We start from the raw sequence: 24,327 nt of genomic DNA on the forward strand, positions 1-24,327 counted from the left end.
GTGTTCACGACGGTGCAGGATGTCGCGCAGACGGTGCTGTTCCTGTCGGCATTCCCGAGCGCCGCGCTCACCGGCCAGTCGGTGGTCGTCAGCCACGGGTGGTTCATGCAGTAACGCCGGCGCGGGTGGTGTCGCCGCCCACCGAACTGCCGTGCGGCACAAAAAAACGCGCTCCATGGAGCGCGTTTTTCATGTCGGCAGGGCGGGGGCCGGTGACGGCTGCCGCCCGCCGCCGCTTTACTTCAGGACCGCTGCGATCGCATTGGCGACCACGTCGAGATTGCGCGTGTTCAGCGCGGCCACGCAGATCCGGCCCGTGCCGACCGCATAGATACCGAACTCGTCGCGCAGGCGATCGACTTGTGCCGAGGTCAGGCCCGAATACGAGAACATCCCGCGCTGCGCGTTGATGAAGCTGAAATCGCGATCGACGCCGCTCGCCTTCAGGCGCTCGACGAGACCGTTGCGCATCGCGCGGATGCGATCGCGCATTTCGCCGAGTTCCTGCACCCACGAAGCGTGCAGTTCCGGCGACGCGAGCACCGCTGCGACCACTGCGCCGCCGTGGGTCGGCGGGTTCGAGTAGTTCGTGCGGATCACGCGCTTCAGTTGCGACAGCACGCGCGTGGCTTCTTCCTTGCTCGACGTGATGATCGACAGCGCGCCGACGCGCTCGCCGTACAGCGAGAACGACTTCGAGAACGACGACGACACGAACGCGTTCAGGTCGGCGGCGGCAAACAGGCGCACGGCAGCGGCATCGGCTTCGATGTTCTCGCCGAAACCCTGGTAGGCCATGTCGAGGAACGGCACGAGGTTGCGCGCCTTCACGACGTCGACGACCTGTTGCCACTGCGCTTCGGTGAGGTCGACGCCGGTCGGGTTGTGGCAGCACGCGTGCAGCACGACGACCGTGCCGGCCGCGTAGCCGTTCAGCGCCGACAGCATGCCTTCGAAGTTCACGCCGTTGGTGGCCGCGTCGTAATACGGGTACGCGACGACTTCGAAGCCGGCCGCCTCGAACAGCGCACGGTGGTTTTCCCAGCTCGGATCGCTGATCGCGACCTTCACGTTCGGATTCACGGTGCGCAGGAAATCGGCGCCGATCTTCAGCGCGCCCGTGCCGCCCAGTGCCTGGGCCGTGACCACGCGGCCCGCCGCGATCAGCGGCGAGTCGTTGCCGAGCAGCAGCTTCTGCACGGCCGCATCGTAGGCGGCGATCCCGTCGATCGGCAGGTAGCCGCGCGGCAGGCCGGCCTCGACCCGTGCCTTCTCCGCGTCGCGAACCGCGCGCAGCAGCGGAATCTTGCCTTCTTCGTTCGTGTACACGCCGACGCCGAGGTTGACCTTGGTCGGACGCGCATCGGCGTTGAAGGCTTCGTTCAGGCCCAGGATCGGGTCGCGGGGAGCAAGCTGGACAGCGGAGAAGAGCGACATGATGATTCGGCAGTAGTGAAAAGAGGGTCAGGCTTTCAGCCGGCGGGGCGGGCGCAGCGGAGCGCGCCAACGGCGCGACGCCGGAAAGCGCAGCAGCCTGACATTGTAGCGAATTCGCGCTGGCGGAGGCGGTGATTCCGTCGCGATCCGGCCGGGAATCGCGATTTCGGGCGGCCGCCGCGCGTCAGGAGCCGACAGCAGTTCGGGCGGCCGCGAAGCGCTAGAATGCTTTCTTTGCCCTTGCTCCGGCCGCATTCCATGTCCGAACATCATGCCGAAGTCGGCGACGCGCTCGACGAATCCAAATTCGTCACTTTCGAAGGCTCGCCGTTCCAGCTTTACCAGCCGTATCCGCCCGCGGGCGACCAGCCGACCGCGATCGACACGCTCGTCGAAGGGGTCGGCGACGGCCTTGCCTTCCAGACGCTGCTCGGCGTGACCGGCTCGGGCAAGACCTTCACGATGGCCAACACGATCGCGCGGCTCGGCCGCCCGGCGATCGTGTTCGCGCCGAACAAGACGCTCGCGGCCCAGCTTTACGCGGAGTTCCGCGAGTTCTTCCCGCGCAACGCGGTCGAGTACTTCGTGTCGTACTACGACTACTACCAGCCTGAGGCCTACGTGCCGCAGCGCGACCTGTTCATCGAGAAGGACTCGTCGATCAACGAGCACATCGAGCAGATGCGGCTGTCGGCGACGAAGAGCCTGATGGAGCGCCGCGACGTGGTGATCGTCGCGACCGTGTCGGCGATCTACGGTATCGGCAATCCGTCGGAATACCACCAGATGATCCTGACGCTGCGCACCGGCGACAAGCTCGGCCAGCGCGACGTGATCGCGCGGCTGATCGCGATGCAATACACGCGCAACGAGCAGGATTTCCAGCGCGGCACGTTCCGCGTGCGCGGCGACACGATCGACATCTTCCCTGCCGAACACGCGGAAATGGCCGTGCGCGTCGAGCTGTTCGACGACGAGGTCGAGACGCTGCACCTGTTCGACCCGCTGACCGGGCGCGTGCGGCAGAAGATCCCGCGTTTCACCGTGTATCCGTCGTCGCACTACGTGACGCCGCGCGACACCGTGATGCGCGCGGTCGAGACGATCAAGGACGAACTGCGCGAGCGGCTCGAGTTCTTCCATCGCGAAGGCAAGCTCGTCGAGGCGCAGCGCCTCGAGCAGCGCACGCGCTTCGATCTCGAGATGCTGCAGGAACTCGGCTTCTGCAAGGGCATCGAGAACTATTCGCGGCATTTCTCGGGCGCGGCGCCCGGCGATCCGCCGCCGACGCTCGTCGACTACCTGCCGCCCGACGCGCTGATGCTGCTCGACGAATCGCACGTGCTGATCGGCCAGCTGAACGGCATGTACAACGGCGACCGCGCGCGCAAGGAAAACCTCGTCAATTACGGGTTCCGCCTGCCGTCGGCGCTCGACAACCGGCCGCTGAAGTTCCACGAGTTCGAGCGCAAGATGCGCCAGGTCGTGTTCGTGTCGGCCACGCCGGCCGACTACGAGAAGCGCGTGACGGGCCAGATCGCCGAGCAGGTCGTGCGGCCGACGGGCCTCGTCGATCCGGAAATCGAAGTGCGGCCGGCGAGCTCGCAGGTCGACGACGTGCTGACCGAGATCAACGCACGCGTGAAGGCCGGCGAGCGCGTGCTGATCACCGTGCTGACGAAGCGCATGGCCGAACAGCTGACCGAGTTCCTGGCCGACCATGGCGTCAAGGTGCGCTACCTGCACAGCGACATCGACACGGTGGAGCGCGTCGAGATCATCCGCGACCTGCGGCTCGGCACGTTCGACGTGCTGGTCGGGATCAACCTGCTGCGCGAGGGCCTCGACATTCCCGAAGTGTCGCTCGTCGCGATTCTCGACGCGGACAAGGAAGGTTTTCTGCGCGCCGAGCGCTCGCTGATCCAGACGATCGGCCGCGCCGCGCGGAACGTGAACGGCAAGGCGATCCTCTACGCGGACAACATGACCGAGTCGATGAAGCGCGCGATCGACGAAACCGAGCGGCGCCGCGCGAAGCAGATCGCGTACAACGAAAAGATGGGCATCACGCCGCGCGGCGTCGTGAAGCGCATCAAGGACATCATCGACGGCGTCTACAACGCCGACGATGCGCGTGCGGAGCTGAAGGAGGCGCAGCAGCGCGCGAAATTCGAGGACATGTCGGAAAAGCAGCTCGCGAAGGAAATCAAGCGGCTCGAGAAGCAGATGGCCGACTACGCGAAGAACCTCGAATTCGAAAAGGCCGCCGCGACCCGCGACCAGCTTGCCGTGCTGCGCGAACGCGTGTTCGGCGCGAACGTCGGCGACCACATCAGCGGCGGTCGGTAAATCTTTCCAAACGTCACAGAATCCTTTTGGTAAAGCGCCTGTAAGCCTTGTCGGATCAGGGGTTTACGGCGCGCTCCGTTTGTTCCGAAACGGGTTCGGTGCTAAACTCCGCATGTATTGAGAATAGTTCGCATTAACGTTCTTCGTCGCGTTAGTGTTTCCAGCGGGCGGCCCCGGCGGCGGCTCGCATGTCGTCAAGATAGTCAGACAAATAACAAGGAGTGTCCATGTTGGGTTCTTCGTTCATCCGCACGACGGTTGCGGTAGCAGCGGCGCTTGCCGCGATGTCGGCCTCGGCGGCCGAGTACCCGATCGGCAAGCAGCAGATCCAGGGCGGCATGGAAATCGGCGCGGTGTATCTGCAGCCGATCACGATGGACCCGGAAGGCATGATGCGCAAGGCGTCGGATTCCGATATTCACCTCGAGGCCGATATCCACGCGGTCAAGAACAACCCGACCGGTTTCGCCGAAGGCGACTGGATGCCGTACCTGCAGGTCACGTACAAGCTGACGAAGCAGGGCGACACGAAGTGGAAGGCCGAAGGCGACCTGATGGGCATGGTCGCGAGCGACGGCCCGCACTACGGCGACAACGTGAAGCTCGCCGGTCCGGGCAAGTATCACCTGACGATGGTCGTCAAGCCGCCGATGCAGTCGGGCCACATGGCGTTCGGCCGTCACGTCGACAAGGAAACGGGCGTGGGCCCGTGGTTCAAGCCCATCACGCTCGAGTACGACTTCCCGTTCGCCGGTATCGGCAAGAAGGGCGGTTACTGATCGGTGGCATCACGAACGGCGCGCTTCGGCGCGCCGTCGGCGTAGAGAACCCAGAATGAAATTTCCCCAGAAAATCGTCGCTGCAGCCGCCGCGCTGTGGCTTGCCGGCGCGGCGCATGCGGCCGATCTGCCGACGTTCAAGCTCGAGATGACGGATGGCAAGCTGAACCCCGCCCGCATCGAAGTGCCGGCCGGCCAGCGTTTCAAGATCGAGATCCGGAACACCGGCAAGGGCGCCGCCGAATTCGAGAGCGTGCAGTTGCGCAAGGAGAAGGTGCTCGCGCCGGGCGCCGATTCGTTCGTGGTCGTCGCCCCGCTGTCGCCGGGCGAATACAAGTTTTTCGACGATTTCCACCAGCAGGCACAGGGCGTGATCGTCGCGAAGTAATGCGTTTTGTCTGCGTGCGGGCGCACCAGTCCCTTGCCCCGCGCGTCAGGAGGTATCGATGGGTCAGATCTTGTTCATCGTCTGGCGGGAGAGCGTCGAAGCGCTGCTCGTCGTCGGCATTCTCTATGCATGGCTGAAAAACGGCGACGACGACGCGCGCCGCGGCCTGCCTTTCCTGTGGACGGGCGTCGCCGTCGGCCTGTTGATGGCCGTCGGCCTCGGCGCCGCGCTGGTCGGGTTCACCGAAGTGTTGTCCGGCGACGCGCAGGACTATTTCCAGACGGCGATGGTGCTGATCGCGTGCGTGCTGATCGTGCAGATGGTGCTGTGGATGCGCCGGCACGGCCGCACGCTGAAGCGCGACATGGAGCAATCGCTGCAGCAAAGTACGCGCGACTCGAACTGGTGGGGCGTCGCCGTGCTGGTCGCGCTCGCCATCGCGCGCGAAGGCAGCGAGACGGTGATCTTCCTGTACGGCCTCGGTTTCGGCCAGTCGGGCCATGTCGACGGCAGCCAGATGCTCGCGGTCGTGATCGGCCTCGGCCTCGCGTTCCTCACGTTCTATCTGCTGCAACTCGGCGGCAAGTACTTCTCGTGGCGGCATTTCTTTCGCGTCACCGAAGTGATGCTGCTGTTCCTCGGCGCGGGCCTGTTCCAGACCGGCGTCGACAAGCTGATCGACAAGGAAATCCTGCCGCTCGGCATTTCGCAGGTGTGGGATACGTCCGCGATCCTCGATGATTCGGGCACGTTCGGTTCGCTCGTCGCGACGCTGACCGGCTATCGCGCGCACCCGGCGCTGACCAACCTGGTGGCCTATGCGGCGTACTGGGCGGTCGTCTGGCTGCTGATGAAGCGCGCGAGCCGCCGTCCGGCCGTTGCAGCGGGTCGCGCGGCATGAGCGTTGTCGCCGCCGTCAAGCCGGGCCGGCTCGCGCAGGCCGGCCAGTGGATGCAGCGCCACGGTGCGCTGATCCGCGGTATCCAGTGGATCGTCGTCGCCGTCTACGCGTTCCTGATCATCGTGCCGGCCGTGTTGCCGTTGCCGGACGATTCCGCGCATCTGTGGAACAACCTCACGCTCATCGCGCAATTCGCGTTCTGGGGCATCTGGTGGCCGTTCGTGCTGCTGTCGATGGTGATGCTCGGCCGTGTCTGGTGCGGTGTGCTGTGTCCTGAGGGCGCGCTCACCGAATACGCGAGCAAGTTCGGCCGCGGCGGCCCGATCCCGCGCTGGATCCGGTGGGGCGGCTGGCCGTTCGTCGCATTCGGCATCACGACGATCTACGGACAGATGGTGAGCGTGTACCAGTACCCGCTCGCGGTGCTGTTCGTGCTCGGCGGCTCGACCGTCGGCGCGATCGTGATCGGCGTGCTGTACGGCCGCGAGAAGCGCGTGTGGTGCAAGTACCTGTGCCCGGTCAACGGCGTGTTCGGCCTGCTCGCGCGGCTCGCGCCGATGCGCTACAAAGTCGACGAGGATGCGTGGCGCCGTTCGTACAAGAACGGCGAGCACGGCCATCGCGTGATTCCGATCAACTGCGCACCGCTCGTGCCGTTGCGCAACATGAAGGGCGCGGCGGCCTGCCATATGTGCGGCCGCTGCAGCGGGCATCGCGACGCGATTTCGCTGTCGCTGCGCTCGCCGTCCGACGAGGTCGTGAACCTCGGTGCGGAACAGGCCAACCCGTGGGACACCGCGCTGATCCTGTACGGCCTGCTCGGCGTGGCGATCGGCGCGTTCCACTGGACCGTCAGCCCGTGGTTCGTGCAGATCAAGCAATGGCTCGCCGGCTGGCTGATCGACCATGACATCACGTGGCCGCTCGAGACCAATGCGCCGTGGTTCCTGCTCACGCACTACCCGGATCGCAACGACGTGTTCTCCTGGCTCGATGGCGGGCTGGTCGTCAGCTACATCGTCGGCACGGGGCTCGTGTACGGCACGGCGCTGCTGGTGTTGCTGGCCGGCGCCACGCTGATGCTCGGCCGCTTCGATCGCGTGCGCCTGCATCACCTCGCGCAGGCGCTGATCCCGATCGCGGGTGCGGGCGTGTTCCTCGGGCTGTCGGCCACGACGCTGTCGTTGCTGCGCGCCGAGCACGTGCCGCTCGGCTGGGCAAGCGACGTGCGCATCGCGATTCTGGTCGGCGCCAACGTATGGAGTGCATGGCTCGCGTGGAAGGTGACGGGGCGCTATGCGGCATGGCCGCGCCGGCTCGCGGCATTTGCGTGGTTCGTCGTCGGGCTGGCCGTCGTCGACAGCGCATGGTGGTTGATGTTCTGGGGCTTCTGATGCGGTGTGCGAGCCGCCTGTCGCTCTTGCATTGACGGCAGGCAGCGGCAACACCCGGGCGGCGTGCGTTGCATACTGGCTGCCCAAACAAAAAGCGACACGTCGAAGGACGTGTCGCTTTTTTCTTCCTTGTGCGAGAACCAAAAAAGTGGCTTGGCTTGCTGCAACGGCTGCTTGAGTGTGTTTGCACGAAGGGGTCTAGATCTCGCGTGCAAGCCGTTACGCTGGCTACTGCCCAACACCTCTCAGGGAGGTGGTCCCCACAATACTCGGTCGTTACTTCGTCAGGATCAGTTTGCCGAGCCGCGTGGCGCGCAACTGATACGTCTCTCCGTTGTGCGCGATGCTGATGTGGCTGTGGCCTTGCAGCAGCGCGTCACTGTTGACGACCCGCGTGCCTGCGTCGCGGTTGCCGGCGGGTTTCGCCGGCGTGGTGACCGCTGCCGTCTTCTGGCGGCTGCTGGCTGCGGTGCCGGTCGTGCGGCGCAGGGACAGCGTGGTCGGGCGCATGGTGTCGGTCATTCGGTTTGATCGGTGACTGTCGATACGATGGAATGAATTCTAAATGATAACTATTCCCATTTACAAAAACTCTTTATCGATCGAAGTGCCGGATCTGATAGTTTGATTCAAAAGGGGCGGCCGGCGGGCCGCCACCGGGTTCAGTGCAGCGGATCGGGGTCCTTGCGACCCTGCGCGTATTCGCGGATCAGGCGGACCGTGTCGATATCCGACGTGCGGTACGCTTCCTTGACGATTCCGTGCGTCTGTCGAGCTTCTTCGCTGTCGTCCGTGACCGTCAGCGTCGTGCGGTACTCGAAACGCAGGAACAGCTCGTGGTCGTCGCGCTCCTCGATCGTCATCGTCAGCGAGCCGCCAATCTCGCCATCGGCCGCATGGATGTCGTAGCGGACCTGCTGGTTCGGCGTGAACGTCACGTGGTCGCGCACGGTCGCGTGGCCGTAATGCAGTTCGCGTTCGAGCGTCGTATCCGTTCGTTCGTGGATCACGCAGCTGTCGAGGCCGATCACGAACAGTTGCGGTTGTTCCGCACGCAGCACGAGGCCTTCCCACAGCTGGTCGCGGGTGAGGGTCGGCACGGCCGGATCGTCGGAGTTGATCTGGATCAGGTGTTCGAAGTTCAAGGGGACGGGTTCCTTCTGGTGGCGAGCGGCCACGTGGTTCAAGAACTTATTGTGACGCAAAACCACCGGCTTCGCGGCACCTGCGCCCCGGGCCGATCACGCTTCGATGCGACCCATGCGACCGGTCTGGTAGTCGACCACGGCCTGCCGGATCTCTTCTTCGGTATTCATCACGAACGGGCCGTAACGGACGATCGGCTCGTTGAGCGGCACGCCGCCGATCAGCAGCAGGTCGAGCGACGTGTCGCCGGCCGCGAACGTGACGGTGTCGCCGTCGTCGCCGTAGACGACCATGTGCCGTGCGTCGACAGCCTGCCTGTCGGGCCCGTAGAGGCCCGTTCCGTCGATCGGATAGGCGAACACCCGATAACCGGCCGGCACGGGCTGCGTGACCGTCGCGCCCGGTTCCAGCGTGAAATGCTGGTAGAGGATCGGCGTGCGCGTCTCGATCGCGGCCTGTACGCCGAATGCTTCGCCGGCGATGACGCGCACCCGCGCGCGCCCGTCCGGCGACGTTGCGGTCGGAATGCGGGCGGCCGGGATCTCCTGGTAGCGCGGTGCGATCATCTTGTCGCGCCGCGGCAGGTTGACCCACAGCTGGAAGCCGTGGGAGCGCCCGCCCGTCCGGGCGAACGCCGGGTCCGGCATCTCGCTGTGCACGACGCCGGCGCCGGCCGTCATCCACTGCACGTCGCCCGGGCCGAGCGTGCCGGCATGGCCTGACGAGTCGCGATGGCGGAAGCATCCGTCGAGCGCGTACGTCACGGTCTCGAAGCCGCGGTGCGGATGATCGGGCGCGCCGACGGCTTCGCCGGGGGCGTAGTCGACGGGACCCATTTCATCGAGCAGCAGGAACGGATCGAAGTCCATCAGCAGCCGCGTCGGGAACGGGCGGTGAACCACGAAACCGCCGCCTTCGGTGGTGCGAAGCGCGGGGTAGGTGCGGTCAAGCGAGCGAGCGGTGGTCATGGAAGCCCTCGAAATCATCGGAATAGCGTTATTTTTGAAACATGAGGCTATTATATGAGGCGTTTTACCGGACGATTTGCAGCGGTTCGCAATGGATTGTTCTGAAATTGGAACGATGAGATGAATATCGATGCACATAACCTGAACGACCTGATGTACTTCTCGCAGGTCGTCGAACATGGCGGCTTCTCGGCCGCCGAGCGCGTGCTGGGCATCTCGAAATCGCGTCTGTCGCGGCGCTTGACCGAGCTCGAGGCCGCGCTCGGCGTACGCCTGCTGCAGCGCTCGACGCGCAAGCTCGCGCTGACCGAGGCGGGGGAACTGTTCTACCAGCATTGCCAGGCGATGCTCGCCGAAGCGCAGGCCGCGATGAACGCGGTGCAGCAGTTGCGCGCGTCGCCGCGCGGCTCGGTGCGCGTCAGCGTGCCGGTGACGCTGTCGCAGACGATGCTGTCGCGCATCCTGCCCGAATTCCTGCGCCGCTATCCCGAAGTGAAGGTGCATGTCCGCGTGACGAACCGCGTGATCGACCTGTTCGAGGATTCGATCGACGTCGCGTTGCGCGTGCGCTCGGAGCCGCCGCAGAACGCCAACATCGTCGTGCGGCCGCTGTGGCGCACCGAGCAGATGCTGGTCGGCGCGCCGAGCCTGCTGAGCCAGAATGCGCCGCCGCTGGCGCCGGACGACCTGACGGGCTTCGAGACGCTCGATACGCCGAGCGTCGACGGCCGGCACGTATTCAACCTGATCGCACCGGACGGGACGCGCCACGTGCACGAGCATGATCCGCGGCTCGTGACGGCCGACCTGATGACGATCCGCGAAGCCGTGCTCGACGGCCTCGGGATCGCGGCGCTGCCGGAGATGATGTACGGCAACGCACTGCGCGCGGGGCAACTGTCGCCCGTGATGCCGGGCTGGACGCTGCCGGTGCCGCAGCTGTATGCGGTGTTCGTGTCGCGGCAGGGGATGCCGCCCGCGGTCCGTGCGTTCGTCGATTACCTGGTCGAGAAGCTCGACCATGGCGCGTACAAGGGGCCCGGTTGCCCCGAGCGCGCGAAGCAGGAAGCGGCGGCCGATGTTTCGGCGACCTGAACACGACGGGCACGACGACGCAAATTTGTTTTGTCATTGAAGCGTCGTCTGCAATCGCAAGTTTCAATCGCCGGAACCTTGAATGCGTGCGCGGCCGGGCCTATATTGAAATCCCATTTCGTGAAGGAAGTTCTGAGCGAAATCAGGTGGCCGCATATATTGTGAGCCAGATAGGGCAGAACGCGCAGTCCGTGCAGACCACGGCAGAGTCGCATTTGCGTTGCTCGAGGCGTAACCGATACCGCCGAAGAGCCCGCCGCCCGAAGGCGCCCGCGTGCGCATGAAAAAAGGCCTTCATCTGGCGATGAAGGCCTTTTACTTTGGGTGCGGCCGGCTAGGTGCGGCCGGCTAGGCGCGGCCGGCCAGGCGCGCAGCGGCTACCTGCGACGGCGGGGCGTGCGCGTTACTTCGCCTTTGCGCCCGGCTCCGTCACGAAGCCGAGCTTCGTCAAGCCGCCAGCCTGTGCGTCCGACATCACTTCCGCGACGTGCTCGTAGGCGACCTTGCGGTCCGCGCGCAGGTGCAATTCCGGCTGCGGCGTGCGTTTCGCGGCTTCCGCGATGCGTGCCTGCAGTTGTTCGCGCGTGACCGTGTGATCGTCCCACAGGATCGTGCCGTCGCCCTGGATCGCGACGTCGACGGTCTGCGGCTTTTCGTCGACGGGCTGGCTGCTGGCGTGCGGCAGGTCGATCTTCACCGCATGCTGCATCGCCGGGATCGTCACGAGGAAAATGATCAGGAGTACGAGCATGACGTCGACGAGCGGCGTCATGTTGATCTCGCTCATCACGGCATCGTCGTCATCGTCGCTGAAACCGGTGTTCATGGCCATGGTTCACCTCGTCTCAGCTGGCGGCGCGCGATGCGAGACGCAGGCCGTCGCGCGTCGACGACGACGCGAGGCTCGCACCCGTCACGAAGTATGCGTGCAGGCCGTGCGCGAAGCGGCGCAGCTTGCTGACGACACCCTTGTTCGCGCGGGTCAGCGCGTTGTAGCCGAGCACTGCCGGAATCGCGACGAACAGGCCGAAGGCCGTCATGATCAGCGATTCGCCGACCGGGCCCGCGACCTGGTCGATCGACGTCTGGCCGGTGGCGCCGATCGCGAGCAGCGCGTGGTAGATCCCCCAGACCGTGCCGAACAGGCCGACGAACGGCGCCGTGCTGCCGACCGATGCGAGGATCGCGAGGCCGCTTTGCATGCGCGAGATGCCTTCGTCCATCGTGTCCTTCAGGCAGCGCGTGACCCAGTCCGACACGTCCATGCGGTCGTGCAGGTGCGGTTGCGTCTGATGGTGGTGGTCGGCGGCTTCCTTGCCCGACAGTGCGAGCGCGAGGAACGGGTTGTCGTTCGGCGTCGATGCGGCGAGGCCGAGCTTCTTGATGCCGTCGTCGAAATTGTCCGAGTGCCAGAATGCCTGTTCGGCATTCTTCGTGAGGCGGTTCAGGCGGATCACGTTCCAGCCCTTGATGACGATCACGATCCACGACAGGACCGACATCACGAGCAGCGTGATCGCAATGGCGCGCGTGACGAAATCACCTTGCGCCCAGACGTGCGCGATACCGTAGCTTTGCATTTTTTTGTTTCCTTTGAATCTTCCGGATGAGGCAGGTTAGTCGGTGAGCCCGAAGCTGTAGGGCTGTGTGCGGGCGGCGCGGATCGCCTGGCCGTTCTCGATGTACGGACGGCAGGTGGTCGCGCGCATCGCGTCGAGTGCGGCGTCGTCGAGGCGCGGATAGCCGCTGCTCTTCTGCAGCTCGATGCTTTCGATCTTGCCGGTCACGCCGACGACGAAGTGAACATAGGCGGTACCCGATTCGCCGCGGCGGCGCGACATCGACGGATAGTCAGGCTTCACGAAGTTGCATTGGAGCGTCGGCACGTTCTTCGGTGCGCTGACCTGCATCGTTTCGCGCGCCGGGTTCGGCGTGGCGGCCGGTGCGGCGGGAGCGGGCGCGGCGGGAGCAGGTGTCGGATCGGCGGCGGGAGCGGGCGCGGGTGACGGGGCAGGCGAGGGCGCAACCGGCAGCGGGGTCGGTTTCGCCGCTTTCTGCACCGGCTTCGGTTCGACCTTCGGCTTCACGCGGGGCACGGGCTTCGGCGGCGCGGGCTGCGCGATCGATTCGGCCGCGACCTGCTGCGCGATCGGCGCGGGCGTGATGAGCTGCGCGGTGATCGTCTGGACCTCGACCGATTTCGGCGGCGGCGCGTTGCGATGGAGCCACGCGGCCGTCAGCATGATCGCGTGTGCGGCAAGCACGCCGACCGCGACGACGATCACTCGGGGATTCATACGTGGTGCAGCCGGCATGGCGCCGGCAGGAGCGAGATGCGAAGCCTGCATGTTAGCTTGAAAGAACGACGTCGCACCCGGGGCGCGGCGGGTGAATCGGCATCACTTGCGGAAGATCAGCAGCGAGATGCAAACGGTGGTTACGAATCCGATCAGCAATTCCATCACAGGCTCCTTGGCAGGTAAGCCGTTGGCTCGCGCGGACGGTGGCTTGCTGACGGTCAAGACAAAAAATGCGGCCGGGGCCGCATGCGTACGCTTCGCGCCGCTCAGGCCGCCTTGCGGTCGTAGAACGTGACCGGGATCGGATGAGCATGATGCTCGACACCGCACCGGCTCGCGCAGACGCCTTGCTCGGCCATGAGGTCGCGTACGGACTCCTCGCACTTGCCGCAGCACGTGGCCACGCCGAGCTCGAACTGGAGTTCATCGAAAGAGTTCACGCCCTCGGCGAGGGACGCGCGAATCTTGCGATCGGAAACAGACTTGCACACGCAGACGATCATGATGAGTTGCGATAGCTAACGTTAATGCGAATTATTATCATTAATTTTGCCGGTGTTGACAAGCATGGGTCGGGCTTTTTTTAAGGTCATCGGACCCTTGAAACGATGGGGCGGGGGACACCGCGGCGGGAGCCGGCGTACCGGCGCGTCAGGCGGTCGCGCAGGCGCGCGCGTTCGGCGAGGAAATGGTGACGGATTCGACCGGCGCATCGAGGCCGAGCAGCGTCGATGCGAGCGCGCGCAGTTGCAGGCCGTCGCTCGTCGAGCAGAAGCGCGGCGGCGCGGCATGCGTGCCGGCCGGCGCGCGCAGCCCGCGTTCGTCGAGCACCCGCGCGAGCTGGCGGGCGATGGCATCGCTCGTGTCGACGATCGTCAGGCGCTCGCCAACAAGGTCACGAATTGTTTCTGTGAAGAACGGATAGTGCGTGCAGCCGAGTACCAGCGTATCGGCACCGTCGTCGAGCATCGGCTGTAGATAACGCTGAAGCAGCGCACGCAATGCGGGCGAGTTCGTATCGCCGCGTTCGATCGCCTCGACGAGCCCGTGGCCGGGCTGGCAGATGAAGCGGCGGCCGGCGCCGTAGCGGTCGAGCAGCGCCTGGAAGCGCGGGCTGTTCAGCGTCGACTGCGTGGCGAGCACGCCCGCGACGCCGGTCGTGGACAGCGCGGCGGCCGGCTTGATGCCCGGCTCGACGCCGACGAGCGGGATCGACAGGCGTTCGCGGATGGCCGCGATCGCCCGTGCCGTTGCCGTGTTGCACGCGATGACGAGCGCTTTCGCGCCTTCGCGGGCGAGCCACTCGCCGATGGCCAGCGTGCGTTCCGTAATGAATGCCTCGTCGCGCGGGCCATATGGCGCGTGGTGCGAGTCGGCGACGTAGACGAACGATTCGTCGGGCAGGTGCGCGCGCGCGGCGCGCAGCACCGACAGGCCGCCGAGCCCCGAGTCGAAGATGCCGACAGGGGCGGCGGCGCGCGGCGCGGGAGCGGCGGACGGATTCGTCATCGTCAGGCGGGCGGCGGACTGGCGGGCAGGGCGATTACTCGGGCGAACCCATCATCGTTTGCTGGTAGTTCTGCAGGCCGACCTTGCCGATCAGGTCGATCTGCGTCTCGAGCCAGTCGATGTGTTCTTCGGTGTCGTCGAGGATCTTTTCGAAGATCTCGCGCGACACGTAGTCGCGCACCGATTCGCAGTAGGCGATCGCTTCCTTGCAGGTGGACTGCGAGATCTGCTCGAGCTTCAGGTCGCACTTCAGGATCTCTTCGGTTTCCTCGCCGACGAGCAGCTTGTGCAGGTCCTGCAGGTTCGGCAGGCCGTCGAGCATGAACACGCGCTCGATCAGCCAGTCGGCGTGCTTCATTTCGCCGATCGACTCGTCGTATTCGTGCTTGCCGAGCTTGTCGAGGCCCCAGTGCTTGTACATGCGCGCATGCAGGAAGTACTGGTTGATCGCCGTGAGTTCATTCTTCAGTTGGGCGTTCAGATATTCGATGACTTTCTTGTCGCCTTGCATGGCTGTTCCTTGTTCAGTGGGGCTTCAGAAACCGAACGATAATCGCTCGAACGAGAAAAGCCAAGCCTCGAAGCCTTGTCGGGCCTGCCTTTTGCGTGTAATGAGAATCAGCCTTGAACAACCGGCCGCGGACAATAATGAGAATGAGAAGTAAAAAGGCCGGACATCCGTCCGGCCTTTCGTTCGATCGCGCTTAAGCGGTGGCGACCGGGATCTTGCCGATCTTCGCCTGCCATTCCTTCGGACCCGTCTGGTGCACCGACGTACCCGACGAATCGACGGCCACCGTCACCGGCATGTCCTGCACGTCGAACTCGTAGATCGCTTCCATGCCGAGGTCTTCGAACGCGAGCACCTTCGCGCCGCGGATCGCCTTCGACACGAGGTAGGCCGCGCCGCCGACCGCCATCAGGTAGGCCGCCTTGTGCTTCTTGATCGCGTCGATCGCGACCGGGCCGCGCTCGGCCTTGCCGACCATCGAGATCAGACCCGTCTGAGCGAGCATCGTCTCGGTGAACTTGTCCATGCGCGTGGCCGTCGTCGGGCCGGCCGGGCCGACCACTTCGTCGCGTACCGGATCGACCGGGCCGACGTAGTAGATCACGCGGTTCGTGAAGTCGACCGGCAGCTTCTCGCCCTTCGCGAGCATGTCGGCGATGCGCTTGTGCGCGGCGTCGCGGCCGGTGAGCATCTTGCCCGACAGCAGCAGCGTCTGGCCCGGCGTCCAGCTCGCGACTTCTTCCGGCGTCAGCGTGTTCAGGTCGACGCGCTTGCTGGTTTCCGTGTTCGGTTCCCACTGCACCTTCGGCCAGGCGTCGAGCGACGGCGCTTCGAGCTTGGCCGGGCCCGAGCCGTCGAGCACGAAGTGCGCGTGGCGCGTGGCCGCGCAGTTCGGGATCAGCGCGACCGGCTTCGAGGCCGCGTGCGTCGGTGCAGCCATGATCTTCACGTCGAGCACGGTCGCGAGGCCGCCGAGGCCCTGCGCGCCGATGCCGAGCGCGTTGACCTTCTCGTGCAGTTCGACGCGCAGTTCCTCGACCCAGTCCTTCGGGCCGCGCGCGATGATTTCCTGGATGTCGATCGGCTCCATCAGCGATTCCTTCGCCATCAGCATCGCCTTCTCGGCGGTGCCGCCGATGCCGATCCCGAGCATGCCCGGCGGGCACCAGCCGGCGCCCATCGTCGGGACCGTCTTCAGCACCCAGTCGACGATCGAGTCGGACGGGTTCAGCATCACGAACTTCGACTTGTTTTCCGAGCCGCCGCCCTTCGCCGCGACCTGCACGTCGACCTTGTCGCCCGGCACGATCTCGTAGTGGATCACGGCCGGCGTGTTGTCCTTCGTGTTCTTGCGGGCGCCTTCCGGCGGATTGACGATCGATGCGCGCAGCACGTTGTCCGGGTGCGTGTAACCGCGGCGCACGCCTTCGTTGATCATGTCGGTGAGGCCCATCGTCGCGCCGTCCCAGCGCACGTCCATGCCGACCTTCACGAAGATCGTGACGATGCCGGTGTCCTGACAGATCGGGCGCTTGCCCTCCGCGCACATGCGGCTGTTCGTGAGGATCTGCGCGATCGCGTCCTTCGCCGCCGGGCTCTCTTCCAGCTCGTACGCGCGGCCGAGAGCCTGGATGTAGTCGAGCGGGTGATAGTAGCTGATGTACTGCAGCGAATCCGCGATGCTCTGGATCAGGTCTTCCTGTTTGATGACGGTCATGGCTGAGACTCTGTGGGGACAGTGGGGAAGGGGTTGCCGACGGTTCAGGCCGCCGGTCGGGACGCCGCGGGCGCATGCGTCTCGTGGAAATGGGCCGGGTGCGTGTGCGTCGTCAGGCGGTCGACCCACGCCATCACGAGCGCCGACACGAGGAACGACACGTGGATGATCACCTGCCACATGATCGCGTGCGTCGTGTGCTGGTCGGGGTTGATGAAGGTCTTCAGCAGGTGGATCGACGAAATGCTGATCAGCGCCATCGACAGCTTGACCTTCAGCACGCCCGCGTTCACGTGGTCGAGCCATTCGGGCTCGTCGGGGTGACCTTCGATGCCGAGCCGCGACACGAACGTCTCATACCCGCCGACGATCACCATGATCAGCAGGTTCGAGATCATCACCACGTCGATCAGGCCGAGCACCGCGAGCATCACGCTGATTTCGTCGAGGCCCGTCGCATGCGACAGCAGGTGCCAGACTTCTTTCAGGAACAGGAACACGTAGACGGCTTGCGCGACGATCAGGCCGAGGTAAAGCGGAACCTGGAGCCAGCGGCTCATGAAAATCAGCGCGGGAAGCGGGCGAAGCGGGCGACGGCCGGGACGGCCGGGCGAATGCGGGGCGGACATGTCGGAGTACGGGCGCGGTGCGCAGGTATCGGGGGTAATCTTGAAAAGGCGCGCTATTGTAACGCGTCGGCCGGCGCGGCTGCAGCGACGCGCCGGCCGACGCGGGGGACGGATCAGGAGGCGGCGGCCGGCACGCGTTTCACGCGCAGGCTCGCGAGCACGATGCCGGCGACGACGCACGCGAGCGCGACGCCGTGCGCGAGCGTCGGGCGCTCGCCGAGGAATGCGATGCCGTACGCGGCCGCGGCGATCGGCAGCACCGCGCTGAACACGCCGGCGAGGCTGCCCGGCACGTGCCGGATGCCCTTCATCCACAGCCAGAACGAGAAGATGCTGGCCGACAGCCCGTACCAGACGACGAGCGCCCACGTGCCGGCGGGCACGCTCGCGTAATCGAAGTGCCACAGCGCCGTCGCGCCGAGCGGCAGCATCAGGAACAGGCCGAACAGGTGGGTATACGCGCAGATGTCGATCGGCGCGAGCGTCTGCGTGAGCCGGCGCGACAGGATCACGTAGATCGATTCGCAGCACACCGCGCCGAGGATCAGCAGATTGCCCGCCAGCGAGCCGGACGCGTCGCCCTGCGCGCCGTGGCCGGCCGCGCTGCCGTTGGCGAGGTTGATCGTCACGACGCCGACGATCGCGAGCGCGATCGACACGAGCGCACGGCCGTTCGGTTTTTCACGCAGGATCAGCCATGCGAACAGCGCGACGATCGCCGGAATCGTGCTCGTGATGACGCCCGCGGCCACCGCGCTCGTGCGCTGCACGCCGTTGAGCATCAGCAGCGTGAACATGAAGGTGCCGAAGAACGCTTGCAGGAACAGGTTCAGCCATTCGCCGCGCTTGACCGCGCGCATCTTCACGGGGCTGAACAGCGGCCACAGCACGGCGATCGCGATCACGAAGCGCAGCGTGGCGAGGATCGCGACGGGGACGAATGCAACGATGGATTTACCGATACCGACGTTGCTGCCGACGAACAGCATCGACAGGATGAGGAAGAGGGCGTAGCGATTCAAGCTGGAATCCGGAAGGCGAGTTCAGTTAGGATTGTAGGGTCGCGGTTGTAACAGCGTAAAGCCGAGCTCGATGCGGCGCTCCGCGCGCGAAACGCCAGGCCGCGTAAGTGACGGGTAAGTTGGAGCGCTTATCGTGGAAACCGCCGGGCCGCGAGTCACGTTCGCGTGATGTGGTGCGGCGCAGCATCGCGCGCAGGCTTTCGCGGCCGCGTGCAGGTGGGTGGGAGACAGCGGCGCGCACGCGCCGGCCAAGACGACGCGCGGCGCGCACGATCGCGCCGCCATGCAGAGGATTCATGTTCACCAAGGGGTAGTCGATGTCTGCGATTGAATCGGTTCTTCACGAAACCCGTCAGTTCCCGCCGCCCGCGGCGCTCGAGAAGACGGCGACCATTTCCGGCATGCCGGCCTATCGCGCGCTCGTTGCCGAGGCCGAGCAGGATTACGAGGGCTTCTGGGCGCGCCTCGCGCGCGAGGGCCTCACGTGGCACAAGCCGTTCACGAAGGTGCTCGACGAGCGCCACGCGCCGTTCTACAAATGGTTCGACGATGGCGAGCTGAACGCGTCGTACAACTGCCTCGACCGTCACGTCGAAGCCGGTAACGGCGAGCGTGTCGCGGTGATCTTCGAGGCCGACGACGGCACTGTCACCCGCGTCACCTATGCGGATCTCCTCGCACGCGTGTCGCGCTTCGCCAATGCGCTGAAGAAACGCGGGATCGGCAAGGGCGATCGCGTCGTCATCTATATCCCGATGTCGATCGAAGGCATCGTCGCGATGCAGGCCTGCGCGCGCATCGGCGCGACGCACTCGGTCGTGTTCGGCGGCTTCTCCGCGAAATCGCTGAACGAGCGGCTCGTCGACGTCGGTGCCGTGGCACTCATCACCGCCGACGAGCAGGCGCGCGGCGGCAAGACGCTGCCGCTCAAGAGCATCGCCGACGAGGCGATCGCGATGGGCGGCTGCGACGCGCTCAAGAGCGTGATCGTCTATCGCCGCACCGGCGGCAAGATCGACTGGCACGCAGGCCGCGACCTGTGGATGCACGAGCTCGTCGACGGCGAGTCCGATCGCTGCGAGCCGACCTGGGTCGGCGCCGAGCATCCGCTGTTCATCCTGTATACGTCGGGCTCGACCGGCAAGCCGAAGGGCGTGCAGCACAGCACGGGCGGCTATCTGCTGTGGGCCGCGCAGACGATGAAGTGGACCTTCGACTGGAAACCCGACGACGTGTTCTGGTGCACGGCCGACATCGGCTGGGTCACGGGCCACACGTACATCACGTACGGCCCGCTCGCATGCGGCGGCACGCAGGTCGTGTTCGAGGGCGTGCCGACGTATCCGGACGCCGGGCGCTTCTGGAAGATGATCGGCGACCACAAGGTCACCGTGTTCTATACGGCGCCGACCGCGATCCGTTCGCTGATCAAGGCAGCCGAAGCCGACGACAAGGTCCACCCGAAGAGCTATGACCTGTCGAGCCTGCGCATCATCGGTACGGTCGGCGAGCCGATCAACCCGGAAGCGTGGATGTGGTACCACAAGCACGTCGGCCACGAGCGTTGCCCGATCGTCGATACGTGGTGGCAGACCGAAACCGGCGGCCACATGATCACGCCGCTGCCGGGCGCGACGCCGACCGTGCCGGGCTCGTGCACGCTGCCGCTGCCGGGCATCATGGCCGCGGTGGTCGACGAGACGGGCCAGGACGTGCCGAACGGCCAAGGCGGCATTCTCGTCGTCAAGCGTCCGTGGCCCGCGATGATCCGCACGATCTGGGGCGACCCGGAGCGTTTCAAGAAGAGTTACTACCCGGAAGAACTCGGCGGCACGCTGTATCTGGCCGGCGACGGCACCGTGCGCGACAAGGAGACCGGCTACTTCACGATCATGGGCCGGATCGACGACGTGCTGAACGTGTCGGGCCACCGGCTGGGCACGATGGAGATCGAATCGGCGCTGGTGTCGCATGAACTGGTGGCCGAGGCGGCGGTGGTCGGCCGCCCGGACGATACGACGGGCGAGGCGGTCGTGGCATTCGTGGTGCTGAAGCGCTCGCGCCCGGAAGGGGACGAAGCCGCGGCGCTCGCGAAGGCGCTGCGCGACTGGGTCGGCAAGCAGATCGGGCCGATCGCGAAGCCGAAGGACATCCGCTTCGGCGACAACCTGCCGAAGACGCGCTCGGGCAAGATCATGCGGCGCCTGTTGCGCTCGCTCGCGAAGGGCGAGGCGATCACGCAGGACACGTCCACGCTCGAGAACCCGGCCATCCTCGAACAGCTCACCGAAGTGCGCTGAGCACCAGCCGGTTGCGCATCATGCGCACGAGCCCCTGCGCGGCAATCCCGATTGCCCGCGCAGGGGCTTTTTGCTACATAACGGCATGACCGTACCGACCCGTTCGGCGCCTGCTGCGCCACCGCCCGTTCCCGAGCCGCTCGCGCGTGCGCATGCACGCTACTGGCGCTTCAACGTCGCGCTGATCGCGGTGCTGATGGCGATCGGCTTCGCGGTGTCGTTCATCGTGCCGTTCTTCGGGCCCGCGCTCGCCGGCGTCCGCTTTGCCGGCTTCAGCCTGCCGTTCTACGTCGGCGCGCAGGGCGCGATTCTCGTCTACCTCGTGCTGATCGTCGTCTACATCGGGCTGATGCAGCGCGCGGACCGCACGCTGCGCCGCGCGTACGACGAGCATGCGGCACGCGCCGGCCATGCGAACGGCGGGCGCTGATTCATGCTGACGCGTCGACTGATACGCGCATACGCGCTCTACACGCTCGGGTTTCTCGGCTTCGTGCTGCTGATGTGGCGGATCGAGCGCGCGACGGGCTCGGGCGTCTGGATCGGCTACGTGTTCCTGTTCGTGCCGATCGCCGTGTATGCGGTGATCGGCTTGTTGTCGCGCACGTCCGATCTCGTCGAGTACTACGTGGCCGGGCGGCGCGTGCCGTCCGCGTTCAACGGGATGGCGACGGCGGCCGACTGGCTGTCGGCCGCATCGTTCATCGGCCTGGCCGGCTCGCTCTACGCCACCGGTTACGACGCGCTCGCGTACGTGATGGGCTGGACGGGCGGATTCTGCCTCGTCGCGTTTCTGCTCGCGCCGTATGTGCGCAAGCTCGCGCGCTACACGATTCCGGATTTTCTCGGCACGCGTTTTTCGAGCACGGCCGTGCGCGCGCTGGCGGCGGGTGCCGCGATCCTGTGTTCGTTCGTGTACCTCGTCGCCCAGATTCAGGGGATCGGCCTGATCGCGACGCGCTTCATCGGCGTCGATTTCGCGATCGGCATCTTCTGCGGGCTCGCGGGCATTCTCGTGTGCTCGTTTCTCGGCGGAATGCGTGCGGTCACGTGGACCCAGGTCGCGCAGTACATCATCCTGATCAGCGCGATCCTGATTCCGGTGTCGTTGATCGCGATGAAGAACGGGCTCGGCCCCGTGCCGCAGTTCAATTACGGCAAGCTGATGGAGCGGGTCGCGGCGCGCGAGGCGCAGGTGCGCGACGCGCACGACGAGCAGCAGGTGCGCGACGCGTACCGCCGGCAGGCCGCGGCGATCCAGACGCGGCTCGACCGTTTGCCGGCGTCGTATGCGGATGCGCGCCGGCATCTCGTCGACCAGCTCGCCGACCTGCGGCGCCACAACGGGCCGCTGCGCGAGATCAGCCAGCGCGAGCGCGAGCTGGCCGATTTCCCGCGCGATCCGGCGGCGGCGCGCGTGGCGTGGACGCAGGCGCGCGACGACCTGCTCGCGCGTGCCGAGCCGCCCGTGCCGATGCACGAGCCGTTTCCGGCCGCGAGCGAAGACGAACGCAAGCCGCGCGAGCGGAACTTCCTCGCGCTGCTGCTGTGCCTGTCGCTGGGCACCGCGAGCCTGCCGCACATCCTGACGCGCTACAACACGACCACGTCGGTCGCGTCGGCACGGCGCTCGGTCGGCTGGACGCTGTTCTTCATCGCGCTGTTCTATCTGAGCGTGCCGGTGCTGGCGGTGCTGATCAAATACGAGATCCTCGCGAATCTCGTCGGGCGGCCGTTCGCCGAATTGCCGGCATGGGTCACGCAATGGCATCACTTCGAACCCGACCTGATCAGCGTCGTCGAGGTGATTCGCGACGGCATCGTGCACTGGTCGGAAATCCAGATGCAGCCGGACATCGTCGTGCTGGCCGCGCCGGAGATCGCGGGGCTGCCGTACGTGGTGTCGGGGTTGATCGCGGCCGGCGCGCTGGCCGCGGCGCTGTCGACCGCGGACGGGCTGCTGCTGACGATCGCGAACGCGCTGTCGCACGACGTCTATTACTGCATGGTCGCGCCCGATGCGTCGAGCCAGCGGCGCGTGACGATCTCGAAGGTGTTGCTGCTCGGGGTGGCGCTGTTCGCGTCGTATGTCGCGTCGCTCAATACCGGGAAGATTCTGTTTCTGGTCGGGGCGGCGTTTTCGCTGGCGGCGTCGAGCTTCTTTCCGGTGCTGGTGCTGGGCGTGTTCTGGAAACGCACGACGACGCGCGGCGCGATCGCCGGGATGGTGACGGGGTTGGCGGTGTGTGTGTACTACATCGTGTCGACGTATCCGTTCTTCACGCAACTGACCGGGTTCGCCGGGCGCACGTGGTTCGGGATCGAGCCGATCAGCTCAGGCGTGTTCGGTGTGCCGGCGGGGTTCGCGGTAGCGATCGTGGTGAGTCTGTGCGACAAGCGGCCGGATGAGTACACGCGGGCGCTGGTGGATTACATTCGGCATCCGTGAGGGAGCGGGACCGATGCATCGTGTCGGCGCCCCAAATGAAAAGCCCCCTGATTCATAGGGGAAATCAGGGGGGCTTCACGTATTCTGGCGGAGAGAGGGGGATTCGCCCACACAAGCGCGGGCCGCGGATTCGCTTGCAGGCGAATCCCTTCGAATCCCCCGCGCAAGCCGAACGATCGGCTTGCTTCTCTCCGGAAACGAAAATGCCCGCTGGCCGCGGGCATTTGAATTCTGGCGGAGAGAGGGGGATTCGAACCCCCGATAGGCGATTAACCTATACACGCTTTCCAGGCGTGCGACTTAAACCACTCATCCATCTCTCCGGAAGACCGAGAGTATAGCAAACTCTGGCGGTAGCCCGCCACTCCCTTCCGCGCCCGTCGGAAATTCGTCGCCGACAGCCACACCGAGCGCGGATCGCCTTGTGTCGGCTGTCCGCCGACATCGACGACCGGTACGAGCGGTTCGCCACCTTGCACGGTCGCGCGCGGAACGTCGTCTTCTTGCCGAACACGTCCGTTGCATAGCGGGCGCCGGCTCGTACTGTGTCGCCCGGAACGATGAAGCCGCGTGGCCCGCGTTGCACGCTGCGTCCGGTGCGGCTCGAGACAACTGGCTGCGCTTCACGGGCGATCGCGCACAACCGCCGAGCGGGCGTCGGGACGACATGCGATCATGCGAAGTCCGTATTCGTCGTGACAAACCGTGCGCACCGGTTGCGGCTGGTCGAGCCGATCACGACGATGCCCTCCGTCCGCACAGTTCGCTTCAGAAGGAACGCCGCATCATGTCGCTCTCCGCCTTGCTCGCTTTTGCGCTGATCCTGTCCGTCGGTGTCGCGACGCCCGGGCCGACGGTGTTGCTCGCGATGAGCAACGGTTCGCGATACGGGCTGCGCCACGCGATGGTCGGCATGCTCGGCGCCGTCACTGCCGACGTCGTGCTCGTCGCGCTGGTCGGATTCGGCCTCGGCGTGCTGCTCGACGCGTCGGAAACGGCGTTCGTGACGCTGAAGCTGCTCGGTGCGGCGTGGCTCGCGTACGTCGGCATCCGGATGCTGATGTCGAGCGGTGGCTCCGCGGTCGAGCAGGCAGACGTACCCGGGACGCCCGATCGCCGGAGCGCCTTTCTGAAAAGCTTCTTCGTCGCGATGAGCAACCCGAAGTACTACCTGTTCATGTCCGCGCTGCTGCCGCAGTTCGTCGACCGGTCGCACGCGATCGCGCCGCAGTACGCGATCCTCGCGGCGACGATCGTCGCGATCGACGCGATCGGGATGACCGCTTACGCGCTACTCGGCGTGCATTCGGTCCGCGTATGGAAGGCTGCGGGGGAGAAGTGGCTGAACCGGGTCAGCGGGTCGTTGCTGCTGATGCTCGCGGGATACGTGGCGCTGTATCGCAAGGCCGTGCATTGACGCGGTGGCGCAGCGG

At 65.7% G+C, this 24,327-nt stretch carries 23 protein-coding genes, 1 tRNA gene and 1 pseudogene; 11 read left to right on the plus strand and 14 right to left on the minus strand.

The features are described from left to right. Positions 1–114 (plus strand): annotated as a pseudogene (locus tag HWX62_RS27420) (3-hydroxybutyrate dehydrogenase); the annotation flags it as partial. A gap of 123 nt (positions 115–237) precedes the next feature. Here the strand turns inward: HWX62_RS27420 and HWX62_RS27425 are convergent. Continuing rightward, the gene (locus HWX62_RS27425) at positions 238–1,437 is read right to left on the minus strand and encodes an amino acid aminotransferase (protein ID WP_175932683.1); all 1,200 of its coding nucleotides are present in this window, start codon (positions 1,435–1,437) and stop codon (positions 238–240) included. A 258-nt stretch (positions 1,438–1,695) separates the two neighbouring features. Here HWX62_RS27425 and uvrB point away from each other — a divergent pair, with 258 nt between their 5' ends. The 5 genes from uvrB to HWX62_RS27450 all read left to right on the plus strand — a co-directional run bounded on the left by uvrB (position 1,696) and on the right by HWX62_RS27450 (position 7,248). Continuing rightward, complete coding sequence (uvrB, locus tag HWX62_RS27430; RefSeq protein WP_034207824.1) at positions 1,696–3,786, plus strand: excinuclease ABC subunit UvrB; 2,091 nt, start codon at positions 1,696–1,698, stop codon at positions 3,784–3,786. 227 nt (positions 3,787–4,013) lie between these two features. Beyond that, positions 4,014–4,565, plus strand: coding sequence for an iron transporter (locus HWX62_RS27435; RefSeq protein ID WP_006483880.1), 552 nt, complete (start codon positions 4,014–4,016; stop codon positions 4,563–4,565). Positions 4,566–4,620: 55 nt separating this feature from the next. Continuing rightward, positions 4,621–4,953 carry a cupredoxin domain-containing protein gene (locus tag HWX62_RS27440; RefSeq protein ID WP_006760846.1) on the plus strand — a complete coding sequence of 111 codons (333 nt, stop codon included), beginning with the start codon at positions 4,621–4,623 and terminating at the stop codon, positions 4,951–4,953. 58 nt (positions 4,954–5,011) lie between these two features. Then, positions 5,012–5,854 carry an FTR1 family protein gene (locus tag HWX62_RS27445; RefSeq protein ID WP_175932684.1) on the plus strand — a complete coding sequence of 281 codons (843 nt, stop codon included), beginning with the start codon at positions 5,012–5,014 and terminating at the stop codon, positions 5,852–5,854. After that, complete coding sequence (locus HWX62_RS27450) at positions 5,851–7,248, plus strand: 4Fe-4S binding protein (protein WP_175932685.1); 1,398 nt, start codon at positions 5,851–5,853, stop codon at positions 7,246–7,248. The genes HWX62_RS27445 and HWX62_RS27450 overlap by 4 nt, the downstream gene beginning before the upstream one ends. Before the next feature lie 276 nt (positions 7,249–7,524). Here the strand turns inward: HWX62_RS27450 and HWX62_RS27455 are convergent, their stop codons facing one another. From HWX62_RS27455 to HWX62_RS27465, 3 genes are all read right to left on the minus strand, one after another. Then, the gene (locus HWX62_RS27455) at positions 7,525–7,770 is read right to left on the minus strand and encodes a hemin uptake protein HemP (protein ID WP_175932686.1); all 246 of its coding nucleotides are present in this window, start codon (positions 7,768–7,770) and stop codon (positions 7,525–7,527) included. 140 nt (positions 7,771–7,910) lie between these two features. Further along, positions 7,911–8,393, minus strand: coding sequence for an SRPBCC family protein (locus HWX62_RS27460; RefSeq protein ID WP_175932687.1), 483 nt, complete (start codon positions 8,391–8,393; stop codon positions 7,911–7,913). Between the two features lie 96 nt (positions 8,394–8,489). After that, positions 8,490–9,362, minus strand: coding sequence for a pirin family protein (locus HWX62_RS27465; protein ID WP_175932739.1), 873 nt, complete (start codon positions 9,360–9,362; stop codon positions 8,490–8,492). A gap of 120 nt (positions 9,363–9,482) precedes the next feature. On the opposite strand from HWX62_RS27465, the gene HWX62_RS27470 reads away from it, so the two are divergent. Then, positions 9,483–10,457 (plus strand): LysR family transcriptional regulator, encoded by a 975-nt coding sequence (locus HWX62_RS27470; protein ID WP_175932688.1) that lies wholly within the window; start codon positions 9,483–9,485, stop codon positions 10,455–10,457. A 403-nt stretch (positions 10,458–10,860) separates the two neighbouring features. On the opposite strand, the gene HWX62_RS27475 is transcribed toward HWX62_RS27470, so the two are convergent. From HWX62_RS27475 to HWX62_RS27515, 9 genes are all read right to left on the minus strand, one after another. Further along, entirely contained in the window at positions 10,861–11,289 is a 429-nt protein-coding gene (locus HWX62_RS27475) for a biopolymer transporter ExbD (protein WP_006478310.1), read from the minus strand. A gap of 13 nt (positions 11,290–11,302) precedes the next feature. Then, positions 11,303–12,037, minus strand: coding sequence for a MotA/TolQ/ExbB proton channel family protein (locus HWX62_RS27480; protein WP_006483875.1), 735 nt, complete (start codon positions 12,035–12,037; stop codon positions 11,303–11,305). A gap of 36 nt (positions 12,038–12,073) precedes the next feature. Continuing rightward, positions 12,074–12,805 (minus strand): energy transducer TonB, encoded by a 732-nt coding sequence (locus HWX62_RS27485; protein WP_175932689.1) that lies wholly within the window; start codon positions 12,803–12,805, stop codon positions 12,074–12,076. A gap of 218 nt (positions 12,806–13,023) precedes the next feature. Then, a complete protein-coding gene (locus HWX62_RS27490) occupies positions 13,024–13,260 on the minus strand; it encodes a (2Fe-2S)-binding protein (protein WP_006482749.1) in 237 nt (78 codons plus the stop codon). A 148-nt stretch (positions 13,261–13,408) separates the two neighbouring features. Then, on the minus strand, positions 13,409–14,266 hold the full coding sequence (gene murI / locus HWX62_RS27495) for a glutamate racemase (RefSeq protein WP_175932690.1): 858 nt from the start codon (positions 14,264–14,266) through the stop codon (positions 13,409–13,411). Between the two features lie 34 nt (positions 14,267–14,300). Continuing rightward, positions 14,301–14,777, minus strand: a complete 477-nt coding sequence (gene bfr / locus HWX62_RS27500) for a bacterioferritin (RefSeq protein WP_006482753.1) — start codon at positions 14,775–14,777, stop codon at positions 14,301–14,303. A 193-nt stretch (positions 14,778–14,970) separates the two neighbouring features. Then, positions 14,971–16,494 (minus strand): fumarate hydratase, encoded by a 1,524-nt coding sequence (locus HWX62_RS27505; RefSeq protein WP_006478316.1) that lies wholly within the window; start codon positions 16,492–16,494, stop codon positions 14,971–14,973. Positions 16,495–16,538: 44 nt separating this feature from the next. After that, positions 16,539–17,123, minus strand: coding sequence for a TIGR00645 family protein (locus HWX62_RS27510; protein ID WP_034207817.1), 585 nt, complete (start codon positions 17,121–17,123; stop codon positions 16,539–16,541). A 113-nt stretch (positions 17,124–17,236) separates the two neighbouring features. After that, positions 17,237–18,145: a DMT family transporter gene (locus HWX62_RS27515; RefSeq protein WP_175932691.1), complete on the minus strand. Its 909-nt coding sequence runs from the start codon at positions 18,143–18,145 to the stop codon at positions 17,237–17,239. A 317-nt stretch (positions 18,146–18,462) separates the two neighbouring features. Here HWX62_RS27515 and acs point away from each other — a divergent pair, with 317 nt between their 5' ends. From acs to HWX62_RS27530, 3 genes are all read left to right on the plus strand, one after another. Continuing rightward, complete coding sequence (acs, locus tag HWX62_RS27520; protein ID WP_175932692.1) at positions 18,463–20,445, plus strand: acetate--CoA ligase; 1,983 nt, start codon at positions 18,463–18,465, stop codon at positions 20,443–20,445. A gap of 85 nt (positions 20,446–20,530) precedes the next feature. Next, positions 20,531–20,875 (plus strand): DUF4212 domain-containing protein, encoded by a 345-nt coding sequence (locus tag HWX62_RS27525; protein ID WP_175932693.1) that lies wholly within the window; start codon positions 20,531–20,533, stop codon positions 20,873–20,875. A gap of 3 nt (positions 20,876–20,878) precedes the next feature. Continuing rightward, on the plus strand, positions 20,879–22,894 hold the full coding sequence (locus HWX62_RS27530) for a sodium:solute symporter family protein (protein ID WP_175932694.1): 2,016 nt from the start codon (positions 20,879–20,881) through the stop codon (positions 22,892–22,894). Positions 22,895–23,126: 232 nt separating this feature from the next. On the opposite strand, the gene HWX62_RS27535 is transcribed toward HWX62_RS27530, so the two are convergent. After that, a tRNA-Ser gene (locus tag HWX62_RS27535) sits at positions 23,127–23,217 on the minus strand. Between the two features lie 464 nt (positions 23,218–23,681). Between HWX62_RS27535 and HWX62_RS27540 the strand changes: the two genes are divergently transcribed. Beyond that, positions 23,682–24,311 (plus strand): LysE family translocator, encoded by a 630-nt coding sequence (locus HWX62_RS27540; protein WP_175932695.1) that lies wholly within the window; start codon positions 23,682–23,684, stop codon positions 24,309–24,311. The last annotated feature ends 16 nt before the right edge of the window (positions 24,312–24,327 follow it).

Source organism: Burkholderia sp. BCC0506 (assembly GCF_902833145.1).
GTDB lineage: Bacteria > Pseudomonadota > Gammaproteobacteria > Burkholderiales > Burkholderiaceae > Burkholderia.